The organism is Paenibacillus sp. GCM10027628 (genome assembly GCF_042676385.1).
GTDB lineage: Bacteria > Bacillota > Bacilli > Paenibacillales > NBRC-103111 > Paenibacillus_E.
On sequence record NZ_JBHTHA010000002.1, the window covers coordinates 1,227,622 to 1,246,807 of the forward strand.

Below are 19,186 nucleotides of genomic sequence, written 5' to 3' on the forward strand. Positions count from 1 at the left end.
GTCTTAGCCTTTCTTGTATGAGGAAGGGATCATGCCGGTCAGGGCTTTGAATTTCGCAACAAACTGGTCAGAATCCGAATACCCCACCCTCGAGGCGATTTCGGCTATTTTGAATTCAGCCCGGCGAAGCAGTTTTTTGGCCTGTTCGATGCGAACCGTGTGTAGATACTCGTTAAAAGCCATTCCGAAATGCTTTTTGAACCGTTGGCCCAAGTAAGCCGGGTTCACATGAAGTCGCTCGGCCACATGTTGGAGCTGCAGCTTCTCATGATAATGCTGTTTGATAATTCCCGCAGCTGCGGATACAATCCCGTCGACGTTTGCGCCCTTCTTTCTTGCCGCCCATTCGGCCGCATCTAGAAAATCCTTCATCGCCCGGCTTTCCAGCCCTCCCGGATCTTGCTGCGGGGCCGCGAACCATCTCCGGGTCCAACTCTCCGAATCGGCTCCCTGTTGGATCATCGCTTGAAGAATATCCAGTTTCATCGTCAACAGGCTTGCCTCCACCCAAGCTCCCGATGCTTGGCGCGCCGTCAAAGTCGTAAAGAGCTCACGAGCGTGGGTCCGCACGGCATCCGGGTTGCCGCAAACGATGGCCTGAAGCAATGATTCCTTGATTTCCTCCGGGATCCGGATAGACTCCTCCTGCTTGCAATCCTGATAATAATAAACACCTGTCAGATCGGAGGAAAATTTGCACAGCTCCGCTACAAGCGTCTCCCTGTACGCCTTATTCAGGGATGCAGCCCCCCGGACCTCACTGCTGACGGAAAAGGAGTACGGCTCCCCGCATGCATTGCGGATGTGCCGGATGAACCTGTTCATCAGCGGGGGCAGTAGGGCCGGTCCCTTCCGGTCCGAAGCCAAAACAAAACCGAACCGGTCTTTGCCCAGACTAAATGGATGCACGGCAACCTCTTCCACGGCCGCCAATTCAGCCGCTTCGCACAGACGCAGGAACAGGTTGTGCCGCTTCTCTTCTCCGGCTTCCGCTTCTTTGCCGATCAGCCTGATGCACCGGATTCTCGATCCCTCATGAAGCTGAAGAAGGCTCTTCGCCTGTTCCATTCGCTCCTGCTTGCCGTCCCCTAAGAGAAGTTGCAAAATCGTTTCCGACCGAATGCGTTCCATGGCGGATCGGCGCAATTGATGCCGGGCATCCTCCGTCCGGATGCTCTCGGCCGCTGCAAGCAAAGCGTTTTCCAGCTCCACCTCGTTCAAGGGCTTCGTTAAATAATTGGAAACGCCGAATTTCATGGCCTTCTTGGCGTACTCGAAATCCGCATAGCCGCTTAATACGATGAATTTTGTACGAGGGAAGCTTATGTAAGCCCTTTCTATCAGTTCCAGACCGTCAATGACTGGCATTCGGATATCGGTAATCACCAGGTGGGGACGGCATTCTTCCATGAGCTGCAGGGCATCCTCCCCATCCATGGCTTCTCCGCACACTTCAAACCCCAGTTTGTCCCAGTCTATCAGAAAACGCAGCCCCTCCAACATGATCGGCTCATCATCGGCAATTAGCACCTTTAGCATCCGTTTTTCACCCGATTTCCTTCACTAGTATTAGTTATTATAAGATGAGGCCCGCACTCCCGGCAATGGAAAAACCGCCTCAGCCAGATGCTGAAACGGTCATTTCCAGGTAACGTGCGTTCCTTTATTCTTTTACACTGCCTAAGTTCAAACCTACCACAAAGTATCGCTGCAGGAACGGATATACGAACAGGATCGGTACAGCGGTTACAATCGTAATGGCTGCCCGGATCGAAGCTGGGGTAACCATGGCCCTGGCTTGATCCTTTGCGGCGCCGTTAATAAGGGCCGGGTCAGCGTTCGAATTCATGGTGGTACCCAGGAGCTTCATCATTTCGTATTGCAAAGTGCTCAGGTTGATGTCGGAGGAGGCGTACAAGAACGTATCGAACCAAGCGTTCCAGGAGCCCACAGCAATGAACAAGGCGATGGTTGCCAAAACAGGCGTGCAGAGCGGAAAAATGATCTGTATGAAAATCCTGAAATCGCCGGCCCCGTCGATCTTAGCAGATTCAATCAGGCTGCCGGGCAGGGACTTTATATACGTCCTGATGACGATCAGGTTGAAGGCATTGACCATCCCCGGAAGAATGTAAACCCAGAAATTGTTCAGCAGGCCCAGCTGTTTGATCAGGAAGTAGTTCGGGAGCAAGCCTGCATTGAAATACATGGTCAGTACGAAGATCAGACCGATAATTTTACGGAACAGGTACTGGGGTTGGGCCAAGGTGTAAGCCAGCATGGTGGTCAAAAAAACGCCAAGCACCGTGATGGTTACCGTTCTTGCCACCGATATCCATGCGGCATGATAGATCGTTCCCGAGATGAATACGGCCCGGTAATTTTGAAGGCTCCAGATCCTCGGCCATACATACAGGCCGCCTCGCAGCGTATCGTTGCCTTCGTTGAAGGATTCCGTCAGCGTGTGAAGGAAAGGATACAGCGTGACGATGACCAGAAAGAGCATGAAGAGCCCATTCAGCGTGTTGAACACGATCGGTTCCAGGCGGTCTCTCCGGATGCCATTGATTCCCATCTTCAGCCCCCCTTTTTATAGTAACCGCTCTTCGCCGAGGCGTTTTGCGGTATTGTTTGCAATCAGGACAAGGACAACACTGACGATTGTTTTGAAGATACCAGCCGCCGTCCCCAGTGAATAGTTTCCGAGCGAAATCCCGTATTTCAGTGCGAAAATGTCGATCGTTTGGGACCAGTCTACCACCAGACCGTTCCCCAGCAGGTATTGCACTTCGAAGCCTGCATCGAGAATATGGCCGACACTCATAATCAAGAGGATAATGAAGGTGGCTTTAATACCAGGCAGGGTTACGTAACGCATCTTCTGGTACCGGTTAGCTCCGTCCATGGAGGCAGCTTCATATAGCGACGGATCGATGGATGTAATAGCAGCCAAATAAATAATGGTGTTCCAGCCGACTTCTTTCCATACGTTGGCAGCGCCAACGATGCCCCAGAAGTATTTTCCAATACTGAGCCACATAATAGGTTCCTTTATAAGATGAAGCTTCAACAAAAGGATATTGACGATGCCATCGTCTACCGATAGCGAGGTGGCTACAATGCCTGCCGCAATGACCCAAGACAGGAAGTGGGGCAGATAGGAAATGGTCTGAACAGTACGTTTGAACAAACTCACTTTGATTTCATTAAGAAGGAGCGCCAGTACGATCGCCGTCACAAAACCAAGCACCAGGTTGATTAGGCTCATACCGATTGTGTTGCGAAGAACCTGAAGAAAGACGTCATCGCTAAACAGAAATTTGAACTGGGATAAGCCCACCCATTCCTGTTTGGAGAACGGCAAGCCAGGGCGGTAATTTTGAAACGCCATCAACCACCCCCAAATCGGGACATAATTGAATATAATCAGATAGATCAGGATCGGAACCGACATGAAGATCAGTTGCTTCTGGCTCTTTATGTTTTTCCAGCTGAGCTCCAAGCCGATTTCAGGATCCACCTTGCTCTTTTTTTTGGCGACCGTTTTTACTTTTTGAGACAGTATGGTTTCGGCCATTGTCTTTCCCTCCCAAACCGGAAAATTGTTGTCGATAATGAAAGTGTAAAGCGGAGAAGACCTGAGTCGCCTCCGCTTCACGATCAGTTAACTATGATTATTTGCTGCTCCAGTTCTTAATCCGCCATTGAATCTGTTCGTTAATGCGGTCTTCATAGGCTTTGATATTGGCTTTGGAAATTTGGTCGGTGTATTCTTTCCAGACATTCTCGAAATCCCCCGGTTTAGCCAGGATCGCTTTCGGCAGATACTTCACTTGCAGGTCGTTCAGCTTGGTTTGGGCCACTTTAGCCGGGGATCCGTCAATCAAGTCGATGGACCAAGCCGGATAGTAGATCGGGTTCTCTGGAGGCTGCTTTAAGAACTCCGCCCAAGTTTTGTGATTGTAAGCCTTCATCACTTCTTGATCCACCGGCTTCAGGCTGTCGAAGAATTCTTGAGGCTGAGAACCCGCATCAGTTGCGTTGCCGTCGCTGTATGTGCCCTGCATCTTCGGCAGTCCGCCTAAGAATGCTTCAGCTTTGTTGGCCAGCTTCCATGTATTGTCATTCTGCTGATCCCGCTGTTCAGGCGTACGGTAAAATTTACCGTCCTTCACTTGATAATCTTGTCCCTCGATACCCCACTGCAGCTTCTTCTGCCATTCTTCGGTCATCATCTTATCCATAAACTTGATAATGGCAACCGGATCCTTCGCTTTGACGGAAATGCCATAACCGCGGTTGATGTTTATAACAGGACGGTCGCGATAGAACTCAGTCGCACCCGGATAGACCAGCGCGAATGGAACGTAAGTGCTGCCGAACTTACTCTGGGAGATCAGGGAATTCTCGCCGTCTTGGAAGTTCCAGTGCTGGTCGAACATGCCGATGACACGGCCGCTGGCGATCTTGGCCAGGTATTGGTCATAGTTATGCACAAACGATTCCTTGTCCATAAGACCTTTGTCATTGATTTCATTTAGCTTCTTGTAGTAGGTCTTGGCAATATCCTTGTCGGCGAAGATGGAGGCCTTGCCATTCTCTACGATGACGCCGCCGTCGTTAGGATGTCCTGCCAAGTGCTCCGGCGGGTTCTGCAGCGGGAAGACTCTCCAGTCGAAGTTCAGCGTCTCGAAGCCGATCATGTCCGGATGCTGCTGTTTGGCTTTCTCCACAATGGCGAAATAATCATCCAGGGTCTTAGGAGTCGGGTAGCCCTGCTCCTTCAGAATATCCTTCTGCAGCCAGAAGGCCGGGCCTCCATAATAGGTGTCGTTGATGGTGCCAGTGTAAACGCCGTAGGCTGGCAATGCGAAGAGATGGCCGGTTTTCGGATCTTTGATTTGGTTCCAAACGTTAGCATAATGTTTCTTCAGATTCGGCGCGTACTTCTCGATCAGGTCCTCCAAAGGTATGAAGGCGCCTGCAGCAATCAACTTGTCATCGCCTGACATGACGTCCGGATAATCGCCGCCGGCGATCATGACGCCCAGCTTTTGGGTAAGGTCGCCGACCAGGAATTCCATCTTCAAACTTACGCCGGTCTCATCCTTGATCATCTTGTACATCTTGTTGTCTGCAGTAGGCTGCTGGCCGGGACCTCCGATGAACATGGAAATCGTCATGGGCTTGATTGCTTCCGCCCCTTGGGAAGCCGCAGGGCTTCCGGAAGCACCGCTTGGTGCCGCGCTGGAAGTGGCCGAACCGCCGCTCGAGCCGCTGCAGCCTGACAGTAAGACACCGAGTGTCAATACAGGGATGATCACTTGAAAAGCGGATCGTTTGGTTTGAAATGCCATTTTTCTATTCCTCCCTTTTATATCCTGTTGATAGCGCTTACTTGGTGACATCTCTAATTATACTCGTCAAGAATACGCTTCCAATTCACAAAGTAAAGGTCTTACCCCTATAAATTAATGGTGGATGAAGCTGCAAAGTCCGCGTTTCCTATGTTCAGTTAAAATGAATGGAGTGTCAACCTGACAACATATGGCTTTTCATGCTCTTCGCATGCCCGGAAAGACAACCGGATAAAATTAAATGCACCATTGTTCCATACATTAAAATCATGAACACCATTTTTTAGAAGGACCTGGTAATAATCACTGAGCGAATCTCCCGCAGTGTCCATGAGCCCCTCAACCGATTTGACATATTGGTCTACTGCTACTCCATCCATGTCGCCGCAGGTCATATAAAGTAAATGAATCCTGTGGTTGCATGAAGCTATATTGGCGCCCAGAACCTTGCCATCGCTCGATGTGGGAGCATTTGAAAAAGAACCGATATAAGCGAATAGATCCTCCATACCTGGAGCGAGCACAGTCGTATCAAGCCCGTTTTTCCAACTGCTCTTTGTTCCGGTATATTCTACCGCATCACATCTGTAACCTCCGAGGATCATATTCAGAGATTGCATACCACCCATTGAAAGGCCTGCAATTGCCCTGTGCATGCGATTAAATTCGATTCTCTCAGGAGACGCGTTTTTTATAACGGCGAATGTATGGTATTCAGATTCAATAAAGGGGATCAGATCATATCTCAGCTCATAATCGAAATAATAGAACCCAAGCATGTTGGTTCCTAAGGAATTGAACGTACAGTCCATACAGTCGTACGCGCTTCTGCCGTTGGGAAATACGATGATAAGCGGATTGATATCGCCGTTAGCGATAAGATTATCAAAGATATTGCATAGGATATAATTCCCGTCAGCTTTGCCGTTGCTACGTAACCATTCGTAATGATCTCCGCCTACTCCGTGGAGCAGATACAATACATTGTATTTGGTATCCGTATCCTGTTCGTCGTAACCTGCAGGCAAATAGATGTTGCATTTTTTAATGATCTCGCTTCCCTTAACGGTTTCTCTTCCCGCTGCTCTGGCGTCGATGTTCTGATCTGTAACAAGCTGCCGCGACTGGTTAATATAGTTCCTGACCGTGTATGAGACCTCATGAACGGTACCTTGAAGTTCCTTTTTAACTGCCCGTTTATATCCGGCGGGCACAGCCGTCACATCGATGTTTTTCATGGTTCATCCAAACCCTTTCGTTTCAATCAATAAGGATCGATCGTCCGAATCGTCCCATCTTCGTTATAGTGTAACTCCGTATATTTCACGCAACGCTTGTGGTTAACGCCTTCTGACAAAGAACTGTCATGGTAAAATAAGTACCATTTATCTTCGAACTGGACAATGGAGTGATGAGTTGTCCAGCCGATAACCGGAGTTAAGATCGTGCCCTTGAAGGTATACGGTCCCAACGGATTCCGGCTGACGGCGTATACTAATTTATGGGTCGTGCCCGTGGAGTAGGATAAGTAGTACCAGCCGTTATATTTGTGTACCCACGGTCCTTCAAAATAGCGCCTATCCTCGTCTCCAGCGAGAATCGGGCTGCCGTTTTCGTCAACGATCGAAATTTCTAGCGGAGCGGTTTGAAATGACAGCATGTCCTCGCTCAGCAGAGCGACCCGAGGACCTATAGCAGGCGCCTCCGCCGCCGGCCCCACCGCTTCCGGCTCGAAAGTACCGGTCTGCCATTTTTCCAATTGACCGCCCCATAGTCCGCCGAAATATATGTATGCCCGATTGTCGTCATCAACAAGCACGGCCGGGTCGATACTGAAGCTTTCCTCGATATAAGACGGTTGAGGAAGAAAAGGACCGGCCGGTGACGTGCTGGTCACCACACCGATACGAAAAATCCCATCATGATCCCGGGCAGGAAAGTACAAGTAATAGGTGCCGGCCTTAAAAGCAGCATCAGGAGCCCAGAGTTGTTTGGAAGCCCAGGGAATATCTCTCAGATGAAGGACTTGGCCATGATCGATAACGGGGGACTCGAAGCCATCCATGGATAGAACATGATAGTCTTCCATTGCGTATTGATCCCCATTGTCATTATCAGCGCCGTCATGATCGAGATCGTGTGACGGGTAGATAAAAATTTTCCCCTCAAATACGTGCGCCGAAGGATCGGCAGTGAAGATATGGGTGACAAGCGGGTGATGAGGTTTCGGTAGATTGTGCATACTTGCTCTCCTTTATTTTTTGTCTTGTTCCTTTATTATGAGACTTTGTATGCGATTACAAAATAAATAGATTAAAGATCTATCCCCCCTTTAATAAAGATATGGGATAACGGGAACCAAATTGATCGTAATGAGTGTAATGAGCGCGTTGCGCGATATGTTGATGATTTCTACCGCAAAGAGGGCAGACGAATGAATGCATTCGACCTGCCCTTTCCTTTTCATATGCAATTAACCGCTGATAACACCTTTTTTCAAAATTAAATTTGCATACAATGCTCTTTCGCCTGTTGCTACGATCGCGTAGACTTGCTTCGCACGCTCGTAAAAGGCAAAGCGTTCAACTTCTTCAATCGGTTCGCTGGTTTGCGTATGATTCTTCAGAATAGTCCTGTAGGTATCCCAGATCGGCGTTTCTACTGGATCTCCAGGCACGACCTGCATCAGGGCCACAGGCGTTTTCACATAAGGATCTAACGGGAATAATTGCAGCGTTGCTTCCAGTAATTCAGGTATACCGAGACCGTCGCATCTGACCAGTCTTTGAGCATGGCTTGCTGCTGGAAAGTTAGCGTCGGCTAATAAGATTTCATCACCATGGCCCATCTCCATCAAAATCTTTAAAATTTCAGGCGATAGGATGTGAGGTATGCCCTTTAACATTTTCAATACGCTCCTTTAACAGCCAAGATCTGATTATGTTCTAGACTTCTACGATCGCTTTTATTACCTTCGACTCCGGCATCAGCCAAGTTCCGAACGAATCAATCATCTCGTCAAATGCAGCACGATGCGTGATAAATTGGCTGATATCCAGGATGGAGTTCCTCAGAACGTTCATGACGTGATAGAAGTCCGAAACTGTTGCGTTTCGGCTGCCCATGAGCGTCAGCTCACGTTTATGAAACTCAGGATCCGAAAACGTAATGTCGCCTTTGACCAGACCTACAAAAATGAGCTTTCCGCCGTGAGCAACCAATTCGAATGATTTTGCCATCGAAGAGGCGTTGCCTGTGGCGTCAAACACGGCAACAGGAAAATCGCCGTTTGTCATTTCGGAAAGACGCTGCTTCACATCGGATTCAAGCGCGTTAATGGTCTGATCTACCTTTGCCCAAGATCTGCAAAAAGCAAGCCTTTCCTCGTTAATATCCATCGCAATGACTCTTGCTCCTGCGTATTTGGCAAAAGCCATGACGCCTAGGCCAATCGGTCCTGAACCGATAACAAGCACCGTATCCGATTCCGAAACTTCCGCGCGTCGTACCGCGTGCGCGCCGATGGCTAGAGGTTCTACAATTGCCGCCTCATCCAATGTCAGGTCGTTAGCCTTTAAAATATGCGAAATGGGTACGGAAATTCGCTCCCGCATTCCGCCATCCTTGTGCACCCCAAGCACTTGCATATTCGTGCAGCAGTTTGTTTTGCCTCTGCGACAGGCTAGACATTTGCCGCAGTGCATATAGGGAATAATGGCAACTCTATCTCCGATGGCCAGCCCTTCATCGTTTTGGCCGATATGTTCGATTACACCTGACAGTTCATGCCCCAAGATTCGCGGATAATGGAAGAACGGCTGGTTGCCCTTAAACGCATGATAATCCGTTCCGCATATGCCAATTCGCCGAATGCGTATGATCGCATGACCCTCAGTCAGCTCCGGTTCAGGTAAAGCCTCCGACATTCGAAACATTTCAATCTGTTCGCATACGATTCCCTTCATTTGCAAACCTCTTTTCTCTTACAGAAGAATATTTTCGTTATATTGCGGCAATCCGCTGACCCACGTTTTGTTATGAATCGGTTCAAGAACATGTAAAACTTCATGTAACAACTCCAAATCCATGGGCTCATCCGTCCATTTCGCGTTTTTTTGGATATTTACCGGATTTGCCGTGCTTACTAGCGTCGTTGGAATTCGTTCATTGTTCGTCGAGAACTGAACCGCTAACTTCGCAATGTCCTCTCCTCGCTCTGAGACTAACTGTGCAGCCCGAAGGCAGGTTGCTTTTAATTCCGGGCTAGCCAAATGCCAGTCGGGAGTTCCACGAGTGCTTAGCAGTCCCATCGATAGGGGCGACGCATTGACAAGTCCGACTCCGAATGTTTCCAATAGCGGAAGCAGCCGCAATAGGGAAGTATCATTCAGAGAGTAATGACAGTAAGAAATAATGGCATCGACCTGAACTTTCGACAGTAATTGTTCAAACAAAGCCAAAGGCAATCCGCAAATGCCAGTGAATCGGATTTTCCCCTGCTGCTTTAATCGCTCCAATGCAGGTATCGCTTCTTGCAAAATGATGTCCGGTTGAACGAATTCAATGTCATGCAAGAACAAAATATCGACATAATCCGTCTTCAGCCTGCGCAGACTTTCTTCCAAACTGGATTCAATTTTCGAGCTTGAAAAGTCGAATGTATCCACACCATATCTGCCGGCTTTTGTAGATAAATAGAAGTTCTCTCGTGACATTTGACTGATCGCTTTGCCTAATACCGTTTCGGCTTTCGTGGCGCCATAATATGGCGAAACATCTATATAATTAATACCGGCATCAATTGCCACATGTACGGTGCGTATGGCTTCCGCGTCATCTGTTTGGCGAAATACAGACCCAAGGGAGGAAGCACCGAAGCTGAGCTTAGAGACTTCCAATCCTGTATTTCCTAATGGGCGATACTTCATAAAATCACTCCGTCCTTGAAAATAGCAATTTCCTTAAACCCGATTTTCTCGTTATGCGTATGCATCTCGCCAGAAGCGATTGCGATCATCGATTCCCACAATTCATCTATGAGTTCCTCCATGCTTTGGCCTTCCAAGAGTCGGCCTGCATTAAAGTCAATCCAATTTCTTTTGCGCTGAGCGAGCTCCGAGTTTGACGAGATTTTAACGGTGGGTACAGGGCCTCCGAACGGCGTTCCTCTCCCCGTCGTGAAAAGTACGATATGCGCGCCTGCAGCTGTAAGAGCTGTGACAGAAACCAAATCGTTCCCTGGTGCTTCTAGCAGGTTCAGCCCTGTCCTATCGACCCTTTCACCATATGGAATCACATCCGTGACAAGAGAATGGCCTCCCTTTTGGGTGCAGCCCAGCGACTTTTCCTCCAGCGTGCTAATGCCGCCGGATTTATTGCCGGGCGATGGATTCTCATAGATGACTTGGTTGTGCCGTATATAATATTGTTTAAAATCGTTGATCAGGGCGACGATCCTGCCGAATACATCTTCATCCGAAGCCCGCTTCATCAGTATCGTCTCCGCTCCAAACATTTCGGGCACTTCCGTGAGAATGGCGGTTCCTCCTGCACCGATTAGCCGGTCGGAAACCCCTCCGACAAGCGGATTCGCTGTGATCCCGGAAAAACCATCAGACCCCCCGCATTTCAGGCCAATTTTGATTTTCGCTACCGGGAGCGGCTTTCTGGCGAAGGTACGGGCAAAATCAACCAGTTCACCGATTAACGTTATGCCTTCCTCCAGTTCGTCCTCCGAATCCTGCGACTTCAAAAATTTGACCCGATTCGGATCATAGTCTCCGATTGCATCCTTGAACAAATCGATCTGGTTGTTCTCGCACCCCAGCCCAACGACTAGCACGCCAGCGGCATTCGGGTGGTGTACAAGAGAGGCTAGCAGCTTTTGCGTAAATTTGAGGTCGTCACCGAGCTGCGAGCATCCGAACGGATGGGCGAAATGATGGATGCCGTCTACCTGGTCCCCGAACAGTACATTACCCTTCTTGGCCAGAAGCTCGCATGTCTTATTAATACAGCCAACTGTATTAATAATCCAAATTTCATTGCGAATGCCGACTTCTCCGTTTGGTCGCTCATACCCCATAAACGTACGATGCGAATCCGCTAGATTTACAGATGAATTCAATTCGTCTGTCGGCTCGTAGCTGTAGTTCACGATACCTTCCAAACCGGTTCTCAAGTTATGCGTGTGTACCCAAGTACCCGGCTCAATATCGACAGATGCTTTGCCGATAGAATAGCCGAATTTGAGTACGTCATGACCGGCAGTGACAAAGTCTGTTGCGATTTTGTGACCTCGCGAGACATCCTCCATCAAAATCAATGGGGAGCCGTCCTCCAACGTCAGCTTCTGTCCCTCCGAAAACGAAGTAAGTGCTATAACAACTTGATCGTTTGGCGATAATCGTACCCAAGGTTTCATCCTCTGTCCCCTCCTTCCGCTTTTACCCACCAATGACATATCGAATCTGCCAAGCCGATCCAATCTGTAAGGTCTTGGCCCCAAACCGTTGTTAGAGCCAATAGCTCTTTTATGGTACTTTTCAAATCCTCACGATTTTTTTTAGCTTTAGCCCAGATTTCTGCAATCCGCATCAATGACTCAGCGTCGTCTCGAACGATATACGTTCCTCCCTGAAAATCTCGGCCTTCAAAATGACCGTCTACCTGAGCTATACAATAATATCGCAGCAAGCCGGCCATCCCGGCTACGAGTCCTTCCGGAATCTGAAGTCCAAGTTCAGCATAATGGCTAAGCGATGGAAGCAACCTGACTTTAAATTTTGACAAACTGTTCATGCTGATGTCCGAAAGCCTGTGACGGATGAACGGATTATTAAATCTTTCGAACACGGTATCCGCATAAGCATTCATTTCAACTGCTGAATAGGGAAGGGTAGGTATGATTTCGAAACGAACCATCGACTTGACTGCCTGCCCTAAAACTTGATGCTCCATAAGCTCCCGAACATGCTCGACACCATGAAGAATGCCGAGTGGCGCCATCCACGTATGAGCGGCATTGAGGATGCGCACTTTACGTTGCTGATACGGGCGCAAATCTTTTGTCCAGTGCACGTTTAATCCGGCTTTTTGTAACGGCAGCTGCTCATCTAACGTCTCTTCCCCTTGGATGGCCCACAAATGGTACGGTTCTGCCGTCGTCAGCAGCCGATCCGTATACGACCATTCTGAAAACCAGGCTTGCGCCTCTTCTTCCCCTGGATATCCGGTGACAATCCGATCGACCAGCGTGTTCAAGAAACGGTTGCTCGACGCCAGCCATGCCCGAAATTCATCCGGGAACCCCCAATCCAAGCTGTATCGAATGACGATGTCGCGAAGCGAATCCCCATTCCTTTCTAACAGCTCACAAGGGAGGAAGATTAAGCCTTTATCTTCCGCACCGCCAAACGCAAGATACCGGCGATAAAGCAAATACGCCATTTTTCCCGGGAACGAAGCAATGGGGCTCTCTGTCAGTTGTTCCTGCTTGTATGCGATTCCTGCTTCCGTTGTATTGGAGATGACGAATCTTAAATCATCGCTTTCCGCCAAGGCGATAAACCGATTCCATTCCTCGTAAGGATTAATGATTTGGGAAAATATGGATATTGTGTTTTGACGTTCTACCGGCTGACCGTCTTCCAACCCCCGGATGACAAGCGTATAGATCCCATCTTGCGCAGCCAACTCTTCTATTTTAGCTTTGCCGGTAGATCTGGGCTGGGTAACAGCGACGCTTCCATGAAACAACCCTTGCTCCCTGCTTACATGAAGCATCCAGTCTACGAACCCTCTCAGGAAATTTCCTTCTCCAATTTGCAGAACGGTGACAGGAGCAGCAGAGACTGCTTCAAACTGACGTTTCTGCTCCCCCGTCAATAAGTTCGAGTTTAATCGCTCCTTCATCATAGCTTGTAAAACTCCCTTGCATTTTCTCCAAATAATCTTGCTCTCTCTTGTTTTCCCCACGACTTCGGTATGGCGCTTTCGAGAATATCCAGAACTTCGTCATAGGTAGCAGCAAGCAAACAAACCGGCCAATCCGTTCCGAATATGACCCGTTCCGGTCCGAAAACTTCCAAAACATGTTCGATATATCGTTTAAAATGCTGCGGTTTCCATGCTTGATGATCGGCTTCCGTCACCAAGCCGGAAATTTTGCAATATATATTTTGATGTCTAGATGCACGTTCGATTTGCGCGGCCCATGGCTCAAATACCTGCTCCGCGATACGCGGTTTCCCGATATGATCAATGACGCCTCTCAATCCTGGAACGGCGTCGAGCAATTCATTAAGCTCGTTTAACTGATTCGATGTCACGAGCAGATCCACGGGAAAGCCCATTTCCGCATAAACTTGAAGCGCTTCCACAAACTTGGGCTTGAGCAGCTTGCTTGCATCGGACATTTCTTGAATCATAATGCGAAAACCAACGAATTTCGGATGTTTCCGCCAACGTTCAAAATACTCCCGATGAGATGGATCAAATAAATCCAGCCATCCGACAACGCCTAGAATCGAGTCCGAACGATCGGCAAGTGTAAACATATACTCTGTTTCCTGATACGTAGGGGCTGCCTGAACAGTGATGGTGCCGTCTATGCTATGTTTCTTCAAATGAATTTCGAGATCTTCAGGCAGATAGTCTCTATACAACACCGGTAGCTCAGGTGTAATCCATCCATAATCTGTGCGAGACATCGACCAATAATGTTGGTGAGCATCAATACGCATGGGGAAGTCCTCTCCTCTCGTCATAATTATATTTTACGACAATAATAAGAAATTAAAATGTCATTTAATTGCATATTTATATCCGATTTTGATATATTTTAAGCAACCACATTATACAGGAGGTCATCTTCGTGCAACCGATTCGCAAGCCATTTTTACTGGACCCGATCTTTCCGTTCGACATGGTTTATAAAGGTCTTCGATATTCGGAAAGTGAGCTGCCGGACCATTTGCACGACTTGTACGAAGTGGTGTACGTTCACAAGGGGAACGGAATGTTTTTTATCGATGACGCCCTCTACGAAAAAGAACCGGGGGATCTATTCCTCATCCCCGGCAACACTGTTCACCGCGCATTTCCGTCCGCCAACGATCCTATTGTTTCTACGGCCGTATTTTTCGCACCCACGTTATTGCAGACAGACTCGCTTGGTGATGGATACGAATCGCTTAGGTGCTTTGAGATTGCCCGAAAAAAGAAACAGTATAAAATCAAGCTTTCCAAGCCTGTCCGCCTGGCGATTGAAACTGCCATTAATGCGATGAAACGTGAAATGATTGCAAAAAATCTCGGCTACCGTCATGCACTTCGTCTTCACTTGCATCAATTGTTGCTTGTGTTAAGCCGGCATCCGTTTACTAAAGAAACGTCATCTCCGCTGAATGGGATCGGCCCTCAGTGGCTCCGAAATGCTTTACGGGACATTGACAGTGACCCTGTCCGATGCGGAGGACTCTCGGAATTGTCCGAAAAGGCGTGTGTCAATGCCAGCCACTTCGCCCGTGTCTTTAAGCAACTGACAGGAATGAATGTGACCGACTATGTGAATGCTAAACGACTTGTCCGAGCCAAAGAATTGCTTCTATCGACGGATGACAACGTCGAAACTGTAGCACTAGCCTGCGGCTTCCAAGGAATGCGCCATTTTTATCAAACTTTTAAAAAGCTGACGGGATTGACGCCAAGAGCTTACCGTCTTCAAATGAAATAGAGAATGTTTCCTTAGCTTTAAAACCTTGCTCTGAAAGTGACCATAATAAAAAAAGGAGCCGTTTTCACTTACACAGCTCCTTTTCAAAACGAATACTTTATACGTTTATAATTCCGATCGAGAATCAAATCCTCCAAATCAACATCTTGGATGGCTTCTTCTTAACAACGTATTAAAAGAACACGTAGCATTGCCCGGCTTCCGTCGTGAATTCGACCGTTTCGCCGTTCGCGATTCCCTTGAGCCGGCATACCCCGCCCCCCTTTGCCGTTACCTTGGCTTCAACCACCTTGCCGTTCACCCAACGGATGTCCACCGTGTATCCCCCACGGGCCCTGAGGCCCCGGACATATCCGTCTTTCCATTCCCGTGGTAACGCCGGAAGCAGGTGGAGGACGCCCGAATGACTCTGAAGCAGCATCTCAGCGATGCCGGCGGCCCCCCCGAAATTCCCGTCAATCTGGAACGGCGGATGGTTATCGAAAAGATTGGGCAGCGTAGAGTGTCGGAGAAGAGCCCTTACGTTCTCGTACGCCTTGTCCGCATCCTGAAGACGCGCCCAGAAGTTGATAATCCATGCGCGGCTCCATCCGGTATGCCCTCCTCCATTCGCAAGTCTCCGCTCCAGGGTAACCCGTGCCGCGGCAGCGAGCCCCGGCGTTTTCTCGACCGTGAACTGCTCTCCCGGATACAAGCCGAACAGATGGGAGATATGCCGGTGCCCCGGCTCCACTTCTTCGTAATCCTCCATCCATTCCTGGATTTGACCGTGCTTTCCGACCGCCGGCTGCGGCAGCCGCGGCAAGGTCTTCTCGAGCTCTCCTCGGAATTGTTCATCGATCCCGAGGATCCGCATGCTCTCTATACAAGCATCGAATAGCGCACGGATGATCTGGAAGTCCAGCGAAGCCCCGGCACACAGGACACCGGATTCGCCGTTTGGGAGCCTATACGTATTCTCCGGGGAAACCGAAGGACACGTGATCAGTTGCCCGTCCACCCCCTCGATCAGATAGTCCAGCACGAATTCCGCCGCCTCCTTCATGGTCGGATAAACGCGAGCGAGAAATTCCGTATCTTGACCATACACGAAATGTTCCCACAGATGCAGGCACAACCAAGCAGCGCCCATCGGCCAGAAAGAAGCCGGCAAATACGTATCCTGGGGAGACGTATCCGCCCAAATATCGGTATTGTGATGAGCTGTAAAGCCGCGGCAGCCGTACATGGTCTTCGCAGTTATCCTTCCGGGCTCTCTCATTCGTTCAATCAAGTCGAACAAAGGAAGATGGCATTCGGATATATTCCCGACTTCGGCAATCCAATAATTCATCTGCGCATTGATATTGATCGTATATTTGCTGTCCCATGGAGGCAGGAATTGCTCGTTCCAGATCCCCTGCAGATTGGCGGGAAGCGAACCCGGACGGCTCGAGGAGATGAGCAGATAGCGGCCGAATTGGAAATAAAGCGCAACCAGATTCGGATCGTCATGTCCTTGCTTGATCCGTTCCAGCCTTTCCTTCGTCGGAAGGCCATCCGCTTCGCTTGTTCCATTCGAGAGAGTCAGTTCCACACGGTCGAAGAGAGAATGGTAATCGGATACGTGACGTTCAAGCAGAAGTTCCCAGGAATGTTTGATTGCCGATTCGACCTGTTCCTTACAAGCCGCCTCCGGGTCCGCAAATCGAAACGTCGTCCCTGCGGCTAAGAACAGGACGGTTTCGTCCGCATTTTCCACGATCAAATGTTCACCGATGGTCGTATGGGATCCACCCTTGACGGCGGCCTTCAATACCGCGCGGAACTGCCCCCCGCCTTCTCCGCCACAATGGCCGCGCATGATCAGGCCGTCTTGCCGCCATTTTTCCGTCTTTTCGAGATATCTCCACGAACTCCGATTGAAACGTGCCTTGAACGAGAGGCTTCCGGGACGATCGGCTGTCAATCGCACGGCGAGTACCTGATCGGTATAACTGGCAAAGACTTCACGGGTATACCGAACGCCTTGAAGCTCGTATTCCACTTTCGCGACTCCGCAGTTCAGATCCAGCTCCCGAATATAATTCGCAGGTTTCGCTTCATGGCCCGCAAAGGAAAGAATAAGATCGCCGAGCGGCAAATAATGGCGTTGCGCTTCAGGCAAGCCTGGCAATGCCATAGCCGCAAGCTCCTCCGCCTCCTTAAGCCTGCCTTCCAGAATCAACTCCCGGATCTTGGGAAGATTCGGGAACGCGTCGGGATTATTGCGGTCACGCGGCCCGCCATACCATACCGAGTCTTCGTTCAATTGCAGCCTTTCCTTGTCCAATCGGCCAAAAACCATGGCGCCGAGCCGGCCGTTGCCGATGGGAAGCGCTTCGTTCCAATCGGAAGCAGGCTCGCGAAACCACAATCGCTTTGTTTTGAGACTCAAATCTGTCATTTTATGAATTCCCCTTCCGCACAATTGCCTTCATTCGATATTTCCGAGCTATTTCCTGAAGCTCTCCCGATATTCGAGAGGCGTCACGCCGGTTGACTTCTTGAAGAAACGGGTAAAAGAATGGTGCGTTTCGTACCCCAGCCGTGCGCCTACCTCTGCAATCTTCAGCTCCTCCTGTTTGAGCATTTCTTTCGCTCTTTCTATTCGAACTTCATCGATATATTCGGATAAATTGACTCCGCATTCCTGCTTAAACAGACGCGATAAATAAGAAGGGTTGAAATGAATCATGCCGGCTAAGCGTACGAGCGACAGGTCCTCGCCGATATGTTCTTCAATATAGGTGCGGACCTTCTCAATCGTTGCGGCCGCCCTGGTTTTTTCTCCACTCAATCTGAAATCGAATAAAATTTCCGCGGTCTTTTTCAAATGCTCGAAGCTGTCTTGCCAGGAAGCATGCATGTCTCTCTGCATCAGACCGCCTGTTCCGACCTTGTCATGCAGTTCCCACCGGTTGATGTAGGAAAATAACAAAAGCGCGATCGAATAATAGAGTTCCAAGAGAATGGGACCTCCGTTTCGCTTATCGCCGAATGCCGACTCGGTCAGCTCCTCCAGCACCGCGAGAAATCCTTCTCTTCTTCCGCCTTCCAGATGGACGGCCAATGCCTCCGCCTTCTCCCTCAGCGATCGCGAAAGGGCTGCGGTCTCGATCATTTCCACATTGACCGTATGCACCATCTGGGCGCCATCCCCCGCCCGCTTATGCTGCTGGCTCCGGATCCTGTCGTATACGGCTGATAGCTGTTTCCAGTCGCAAGGGTCGGCGCAAAGCGTTACGGCAATAGTCACCCCTAATGAAGCTTTGGAAGCCTGCTGCATGAGCTCGAATTGGCCCTCTAGAAAAGTTACCGTATGGGGATAGGCGCCTCCGGCATCCATCCCATCGCCGGGCTTCGGCTGGATAAGCCAGACCAGGTCGCCGTAACGGTCAATGACTCCCAAGCTTGAGGTTCGTTCCGTCAGAAATGACTCCGCCAAAAATTTTAAAGCAAGCGCAGTTTCCTGGCTTTCGGCGAATGAAGGATGCAAGCCGTTCCCGTTCATGCGCTGCAGGAAGACAAGAGCGACAATCACAGGCATAGAAGGATCAAGCGTAATGCCCAATTGGCGGAAATCGACCTCCAATTGTTCCGCGACTCTCGTCCCCTGCAGCAAATACCGGAAATAATTGCCTTGAGCGAGCGTTTCGAGCGTGGTCAGCTTCTCTCTAGACTGCTGGATAAGATGATGAAATTTCAGACTGTTTTCCAATTCAGCGATGGCATCGGTTATCGCCTTGATAATTTTGTCGTAACCTTCGCTCTTTAAGAGATAACTGACTCCCGGGTGCTGAATCGCCTGATACACATAATCAAAGTCGTTATACCCTGTCAAAAAAACGATTTTACAATGCTGCCATCGTTTCCGGATATTGTTCATCAGCTCGAGGCCGTCCATCTCCGGCATGCGGATATCGGTCAACACGATATCCACTCTCGTTCGATTCATCCAATCAAGCGCTTCCTCTCCGGAATACGCTTTATATAGATCAAGGCCCAACTCCAATTGGTTGAACACTTCAAACAGTCCGTCCGTAATCACTTCCTCATCGTCCACGATCAGCAT

Annotated in this window: 15 protein-coding genes; 1 reads left to right on the forward strand and 14 read right to left on the reverse strand. The window is 49.3% G+C overall.

Annotated elements, in window-relative coordinates:
• Positions 1-3: 3 nt before the first annotated feature.
• The 12 genes from ACFQZT_RS06170 to ACFQZT_RS06225 form a co-directional block, all read right to left on the reverse strand.
• The gene (locus tag ACFQZT_RS06170; protein WP_379297597.1) at positions 4-1,539 is read right to left on the reverse strand and encodes a response regulator transcription factor; all 1,536 of its coding nucleotides are present in this window, start codon (positions 1,537-1,539) and stop codon (positions 4-6) included.
• 124 nt (positions 1,540-1,663) lie between these two features.
• A complete protein-coding gene (locus ACFQZT_RS06175) occupies positions 1,664-2,575 on the reverse strand; it encodes a carbohydrate ABC transporter permease (protein ID WP_379297599.1) in 912 nt (303 codons plus the stop codon).
• 15 nt (positions 2,576-2,590) lie between these two features.
• On the reverse strand, positions 2,591-3,577 hold the full coding sequence (locus ACFQZT_RS06180) for an ABC transporter permease (RefSeq protein ID WP_379297601.1): 987 nt from the start codon (positions 3,575-3,577) through the stop codon (positions 2,591-2,593).
• A 97-nt stretch (positions 3,578-3,674) separates the two neighbouring features.
• Complete coding sequence (locus ACFQZT_RS06185; RefSeq protein ID WP_379297603.1) at positions 3,675-5,357, reverse strand: type 2 periplasmic-binding domain-containing protein; 1,683 nt, start codon at positions 5,355-5,357, stop codon at positions 3,675-3,677.
• Positions 5,358-5,515: 158 nt separating this feature from the next.
• Complete coding sequence (locus tag ACFQZT_RS06190) at positions 5,516-6,595, reverse strand: alpha/beta hydrolase (RefSeq protein WP_379297605.1); 1,080 nt, start codon at positions 6,593-6,595, stop codon at positions 5,516-5,518.
• A 26-nt stretch (positions 6,596-6,621) separates the two neighbouring features.
• Complete coding sequence (locus tag ACFQZT_RS06195; protein WP_379297607.1) at positions 6,622-7,599, reverse strand: glycoside hydrolase family 43 protein; 978 nt, start codon at positions 7,597-7,599, stop codon at positions 6,622-6,624.
• 231 nt (positions 7,600-7,830) lie between these two features.
• Entirely contained in the window at positions 7,831-8,262 is a 432-nt protein-coding gene (gene fucU, locus ACFQZT_RS06200) for an L-fucose mutarotase (protein ID WP_379297609.1), read from the reverse strand.
• A 40-nt stretch (positions 8,263-8,302) separates the two neighbouring features.
• Positions 8,303-9,322: a zinc-binding alcohol dehydrogenase family protein gene (locus ACFQZT_RS06205; RefSeq protein ID WP_379297611.1), complete on the reverse strand. Its 1,020-nt coding sequence runs from the start codon at positions 9,320-9,322 to the stop codon at positions 8,303-8,305.
• A gap of 18 nt (positions 9,323-9,340) precedes the next feature.
• Entirely contained in the window at positions 9,341-10,285 is a 945-nt protein-coding gene (locus tag ACFQZT_RS06210; RefSeq protein WP_379297613.1) for an aldo/keto reductase, read from the reverse strand.
• Positions 10,282-11,781, reverse strand: coding sequence for a UxaA family hydrolase (locus tag ACFQZT_RS06215; RefSeq protein WP_379297615.1), 1,500 nt, complete (start codon positions 11,779-11,781; stop codon positions 10,282-10,284). Before ACFQZT_RS06215 ends, ACFQZT_RS06210 begins: the two co-directional genes overlap by 4 nt.
• Entirely contained in the window at positions 11,778-13,274 is a 1,497-nt protein-coding gene (locus tag ACFQZT_RS06220) for a tagaturonate reductase (RefSeq protein WP_379297617.1), read from the reverse strand. Before ACFQZT_RS06220 ends, ACFQZT_RS06215 begins: the two co-directional genes overlap by 4 nt.
• Positions 13,271-14,101 carry an amidohydrolase family protein gene (locus ACFQZT_RS06225; RefSeq protein WP_379297619.1) on the reverse strand — a complete coding sequence of 277 codons (831 nt, stop codon included), beginning with the start codon at positions 14,099-14,101 and terminating at the stop codon, positions 13,271-13,273. Before ACFQZT_RS06225 ends, ACFQZT_RS06220 begins: the two co-directional genes overlap by 4 nt.
• A gap of 131 nt (positions 14,102-14,232) precedes the next feature.
• On the opposite strand from ACFQZT_RS06225, the gene ACFQZT_RS06230 reads away from it, so the two are divergent.
• Positions 14,233-15,093, forward strand: a complete 861-nt coding sequence (locus ACFQZT_RS06230) for an AraC family transcriptional regulator (protein WP_379297621.1) — start codon at positions 14,233-14,235, stop codon at positions 15,091-15,093.
• A gap of 172 nt (positions 15,094-15,265) precedes the next feature.
• On the opposite strand, the gene ACFQZT_RS06235 is transcribed toward ACFQZT_RS06230, so the two are convergent.
• Positions 15,266-17,518 (reverse strand): glycoside hydrolase family 95 protein, encoded by a 2,253-nt coding sequence (locus ACFQZT_RS06235; protein WP_379297623.1) that lies wholly within the window; start codon positions 17,516-17,518, stop codon positions 15,266-15,268.
• 48 nt (positions 17,519-17,566) lie between these two features.
• Positions 17,567-19,186 carry a response regulator transcription factor gene (locus ACFQZT_RS06240; RefSeq protein ID WP_379297987.1) on the reverse strand — a complete coding sequence of 540 codons (1,620 nt, stop codon included), beginning with the start codon at positions 19,184-19,186 and terminating at the stop codon, positions 17,567-17,569.